This window comes from Rhizobium sp. P1_E1 (genome assembly GCF_056406015.1).
Window position 1 is genome coordinate 1 of the sequence record NZ_JBFUAY010000290.1, and the last position, 4,772, is coordinate 4,772.

The 4,772-nt window shown below is 62.9% G+C and carries 4 protein-coding genes and 1 pseudogene; 3 read left to right on the forward strand and 2 right to left on the reverse strand.

The window, feature by feature from the left end; translation table 11 throughout:
* The first annotated feature begins 98 nt into the window (after positions 1–98).
* Positions 99–308, forward strand: coding sequence for a SlyX family protein (locus AC1D1Z_RS34180; RefSeq protein ID WP_012759624.1), 210 nt, complete (start codon positions 99–101; stop codon positions 306–308).
* Between the two features lie 46 nt (positions 309–354).
* Here AC1D1Z_RS34180 and AC1D1Z_RS34185 read toward each other — a convergent pair whose 3' ends face one another.
* Both AC1D1Z_RS34185 and AC1D1Z_RS34190 read right to left on the reverse strand, forming a co-directional pair.
* Positions 355–1,836, reverse strand: a complete 1,482-nt coding sequence (locus AC1D1Z_RS34185; protein ID WP_477853233.1) for an NAD-dependent succinate-semialdehyde dehydrogenase — start codon at positions 1,834–1,836, stop codon at positions 355–357.
* A 66-nt stretch (positions 1,837–1,902) separates the two neighbouring features.
* Complete coding sequence (locus AC1D1Z_RS34190; RefSeq protein WP_018244239.1) at positions 1,903–3,183, reverse strand: 4-aminobutyrate--2-oxoglutarate transaminase; 1,281 nt, start codon at positions 3,181–3,183, stop codon at positions 1,903–1,905.
* A gap of 171 nt (positions 3,184–3,354) precedes the next feature.
* On the opposite strand from AC1D1Z_RS34190, the gene AC1D1Z_RS34195 reads away from it, so the two are divergent.
* Together AC1D1Z_RS34195 and AC1D1Z_RS34200 are read left to right on the forward strand one after the other, a co-directional pair.
* Positions 3,355–4,164: a MerR family transcriptional regulator gene (locus tag AC1D1Z_RS34195; RefSeq protein WP_018448043.1), complete on the forward strand. Its 810-nt coding sequence runs from the start codon at positions 3,355–3,357 to the stop codon at positions 4,162–4,164.
* Between the two features lie 254 nt (positions 4,165–4,418).
* Positions 4,419–4,772 (forward strand): annotated as a pseudogene (locus AC1D1Z_RS34200) (ribonuclease D); the annotation flags it as partial.

The window sequence follows — 4,772 nt, forward strand, 5'->3', positions numbered from 1 at the left end:
GCTCGGACGTACCAAGGGGTATGCCCTTCGCCAATCGCCTTTGCCCTGACGAAAATCTGCTCCGGCAGAATGCTGCAATCTAACCCGGAAAGGCTCTAATGTCCGACGAGACGAACCGCATCACCCAGCTGGAAGAAATGCTGGCCCACCAGGCAAAGACGATCGAAGAGCTTTCCGATCAGCTCGCCGAGCAATGGAAAACGGTCGAGCAGATGCGCACCAAGCTCGACCGGCTCACCGAACGCTTCCTGTCGCTCGAGGAGCAGTCGCTGGAAGCGCCTGGCATCACCCGCCCGCCGCATTATTGACGGCACGCGGCGCACTGCCGCGTGCCTGTCTCATTAGGATGGTGAATCAGACGCCGCCGATGCAGAGATATTTCATTTCCAGATAGTCGTCGGCGCCGTGCCGCGAGCCTTCGCGGCCGAGGCCGGATTGCTTGATGCCGCCGAAGGGTGCCGTCTCGGATGACATCAGGCCGGTATTGATGCCGATCATGCCGTATTCCAGCGCTTCCGCCACCCGCCAGACCTTTTTCAGATCGCCGGCGTAGAAATAGGCGGCGAGGCCGAACTCCGTGTCGTTAGCCTGTTGAATGACATCCTCGACCGTGTCGAAGCGAAAGAGCGGCGCCACCGGCCCGAAGGTCTCCTCGCGCGCCACCTTCATGCCGCGCGCAACGCCGGTCAGCACCGTCGGCATGAAGAAGGTGCCGRCGCCATCGATGCGCTTGCCGCCGGTCAGCACCTTGGCGCCCTTGGCGAGCGCGTCGCTGACATGATCTTCCACCTTGGCAAGGCCTTGTTCGTCGATCAGCGGCCCGATCACGACACCCGGCTTGAAGCCATCGCCGACCGACATCTCGGCGACCTTGGCGGCCAGCTTGGCGGCGAAGGCGTCATAGACGTTCGACTGGACATAGAGACGGTTGGCACAGACGCAGGTCTGGCCGGCATTGCGGTATTTGGAGGCGATCGCGCCTTCGACGGCAGCGTCGAGATCGGCATCGTCAAAGACGATGAAGGGCGCGTTGCCGCCGAGCTCCAGGCTCACCTTCTTGATCTGGTCGGCGCACTGCCGCATCAGGATGCGGCCGACCTCCGTCGAACCGGTGAAGCTGATCTTGCGCACCTTTTCGTTGCCGCAGAGTTCGCGGCCGATTGCCGGGCCGTCGATCCCGACGATGACGTTGAAGACGCCGGCCGGAATGCCGGCCTGCTCGGCGAGTACGGCAAGCGCGATCGCCGTCAGCGGCGTCTGTTCTGCGGGCTTCGAGACCACGGTGCAGCCGACGGCAAGCGCCGGGGCGATCTTGCGGGTGATCATCGCCGCCGGGAAATTCCACGGCGTGATCGTGCCGACGACGCCGACCGGCTGCCGGATGACGATCATCCGTTTATCATCGGAAGGCGCGGGGATCGTCTCGCCATAGATGCGTTTGGCTTCTTCCGCATACCATTCGATATAGGCCGCGGCATAGAGGATCTCGCCGCGCGCTTCCGGGAACGGCTTGCCCATTTCGGCGGTCAGGATTGCGGCGAGTTCGTCGGCATTGGCAACCATCAGGTCGAACCATTTGCGCAGGATTGCGCTGCGCTCCTTGGCCGGACGGGCTGCCCAGGCCGGCTGGGCGGCATGGGCCGCATCGATCGCCGCCCGCGTCTCGGCCGCACCCATATCGGGCAGCGAGGCGAGCAGCTCGCCGGTTGCCGGGTTCAGGACGTCGAATGTCCGAGTGGCATCGCCTGATGTCCAGACCCCGTCGATATAGCCGGCATCGCGCAGCAGCGGCGAGGAGAAGGGAACGTGCTTGGTCAGCGCGTTGGTGAAAGCCATGTCATATCCTCCTTGGGAGTGCGGCTGCCGGTTGCCGGCAGCCGCTGAAATCCGGGTTCGGTGCGGTCACTTGCCCGCGCTCGCCTCCAGCATTGAGGCTTCGAGAATATCGAGCGCTTCGCCGAGGACCTCGTCCTGGATGGTGATCGGCGCGAGGAAGCGGATGACGTTTCCGTGGGTGCCGCAGGTGAGCAGGATCAGACCCTTGTCGAGCGCGATCAGCCGCACCCGGTTGGCGAATTCCGCGCTCGGCAGTCCCGTCGTCCGGTCGTTGAATTCGACCGCATTCATGAAGCCCGGTCCGCGGATATCGACGATCTCCGGCACCGTCTCGCGCAACGATTCCAGCCGCTGCTTCAGCCGCCCGCCGAGCTGGTTGGCCCGGTTGCAGAGATCCTCGTCGACAATGACGTCGAGCACGGCATGGGCGGCCGCGATACCGAGCGGATTGCCGCCATAGGTGCCGCCGAGCCCGCCCGGTCCCGGCGCATCCATGATTTCGGCGCGGCCGGTGACGGCGGCGAGCGGAAAGCCGCCGGCCAGGCTCTTTGCCATCGTTGTCAGGTCAGGCGCCACCTCGTGGTGATCCATTGCGAACATCCTGCCGGTGCGGGCAAAACCGGTCTGCACCTCGTCGGCGATCAGCAGGATGCCGTGCTGGTCGCAGAGCTCGCGCAGCGCCTTCATGAAGGCGGCGGGGGCCGCATAGAAGCCGCCTTCGCCCTGCACCGGCTCGATGATGATGGCGGCGACGCGCTGCGGATCGACATCGGCGGCGAAGAGCTTCTTCAACGCCGCCAGCGACTGATCGGCGGTGACGCCGTGCAGCTCGATCGGGAAGGGAACGTGGAACACATCGCCCGGCATCGCGCCGAAACCGACCTTGTAGGGCACGACCTTGCCGGTCAGCGCCATGCCCATGAAGGTGCGGCCATGGAAGCCGCCGCCAAAGGCGATGACGGCCGAACGGCCGGTTGCGGCGCGCGCGATCTTGACGGCGTTCTCGACCGCTTCGGCGCCTGTCGTCACGAAGATCGTCTTCTTCTCGAAGTCGCCGGGCACCAGCACGTTCAGCCGTTCGGCCAGATGGACGTAGCTTTCATAGGGCACCACCTGATGGCAGGTATGGGTGAAGCGGTCGAGCTGATCCTTGACCGCTGCGATGACCCGGGGATGGCGGTGGCCGGTGTTGAGAACGGCGATGCCGGCGGCGAAATCGATGTAACGGCGGCCCTCCTTGTCCCAGATCTCCGCATTCTCTGCGCGATCCGCATAAATCTGTGTCGTCATGCCGACGCCGCGTGAAATAGCAGCGTTCTTCCGGTCCGTAAGGTTGATCGCGTTCATCGATGCGCTCCTGCGCTGAAAAGGGGCTTCAGAACTATCTTGCATAAGTTCTGCAAGATGTGTAGAAAGTTCCTACATTTTTCCTGCAAGAAATCAAGCGACATTTTTTGCTTCAAACATCGCGCTTTTTGATGAAGGCTCTGGGGCGATTGGAATCGGGGATACTTTCGGATGAACGATAATGGACCTGTACGCTACAAGGTGGCGGAAGCCGCGCGGCTGGCAGGCGTTTCGGCCTCGACGCTGCGCCTCTGGGAAAGCCAGGGTCTGGTGGTTCCCGGCCGTTCGGAAACCGGTCATCGGCAATACAGCGCCGACGACGTGGCGCGGTTGAAGCGCATCTCCTGGTATCGTGTCGAGCGTGGCCTCAATCCCGCGGCAATCCGCGAGGCGCTGGAGAGCGAGGAGCCCTCCGCTGATAGCGCCGAGGCAAGCCAGGACAACGGTCTCGGCCGCAAGCTGCGCAGCCTGCGCCATGCGAGCGGCAAGACGCTCGATCAGGTGGCCGGCGACATCGGCGTCACCTCGTCGACGCTCTCGACGCTGGAGCGCACCTCGCAGGGCGTCAGTTTCAAGACGCTGCATGATCTTGCCGAATATTACGGCACCACCGTCTCCCGCCTTTCCGGCGAAGAAAGCGGGGACGTGCCGGTGCTGGTGCGCGCCGGCGAATGGCGCAAGTGGCCGGAAACAACGCCGGGTGTCACGGTGCAGCTCCTTGCCGAAGGCCGCAGGATGATGGATTGCCATCGTTTCGTGCTGGCGCCGGGTGCTGCCAGCGAAGGCGCCTATCGCCACGAGGGCGAGGAATTCATGCATGTTCTGTCCGGCCGGCTCGAACTGGTGCTCGACAGCGATCAATTCTTCGATCTCGGGCCAGGCGATTCACTTTATTTCGAAAGCCGCCGCGACCATTCCTGGCGCAATCGCCACGATGGCGAAACCGTGCTTCTCTGGATTAACACGCCGCCGACTTTCTGAACCGCCAGCACGATGCGAAGATTAAGAGAGGTAGAGCGTCCTAAATCCGTCCGAGAGGACGCACGGCACTCTAGTGGCAGGAAAGCGGTTTCGCATTCTGCGCCTTTGCGCTATAGCGCTGCTGCATAATTCCTTAAATCGGAATCGATTTGAGGATAAAATTATGCAGCCATTCAAAGTGCCACAGCGTCCTTYGCGGCTCTCGAAAAGACGCGCGGCGCTGTAGGGGATGCATTCGAACGAAAGACAGTCTCATGGCGGCGACCATACGTTTTCACGAAGGCGATATTTCCGCGGCCGATGCCGCCCGCTACACCGGCGCGATAGCAATCGACACCGAAACGCTCGGCCTGGTGCCGCGCCGCGATCGGCTCTGCGTCGTCCAGCTTTCGCCGGGTGACGGCACCGCCGATATCATCCGCATCGCCGCCGGCCAGAAGCAGGCGCCAAATCTTGTCGCCCTGCTCGAAGACCCCACCCATCAGAAGATCTTTCATTACGGCCGCTTCGATATTGCCGTGCTCTTCCATACTTTCGGCGTCACGACGACCCCGGTTTTCTGCACCAAGATCGCCTCGCGCCTGATCCGGACCTATACGGATCGTCAC

Coding starts and splice junctions, on each gene's coding strand:
- AC1D1Z_RS34180 (WP_012759624.1), top strand. CDS start 99: ATGTCCGACGAGACGAACCGCATCACCCAGCTGGAAGAAATGCTGGCC.
- AC1D1Z_RS34190 (WP_018244239.1), bottom strand. CDS start 3,183: ATGAACGCGATCAACCTTACGGACCGGAAGAACGCTGCTATTTCACGC.
- AC1D1Z_RS34195 (WP_018448043.1), top strand. CDS start 3,355: ATGAACGATAATGGACCTGTACGCTACAAGGTGGCGGAAGCCGCGCGG.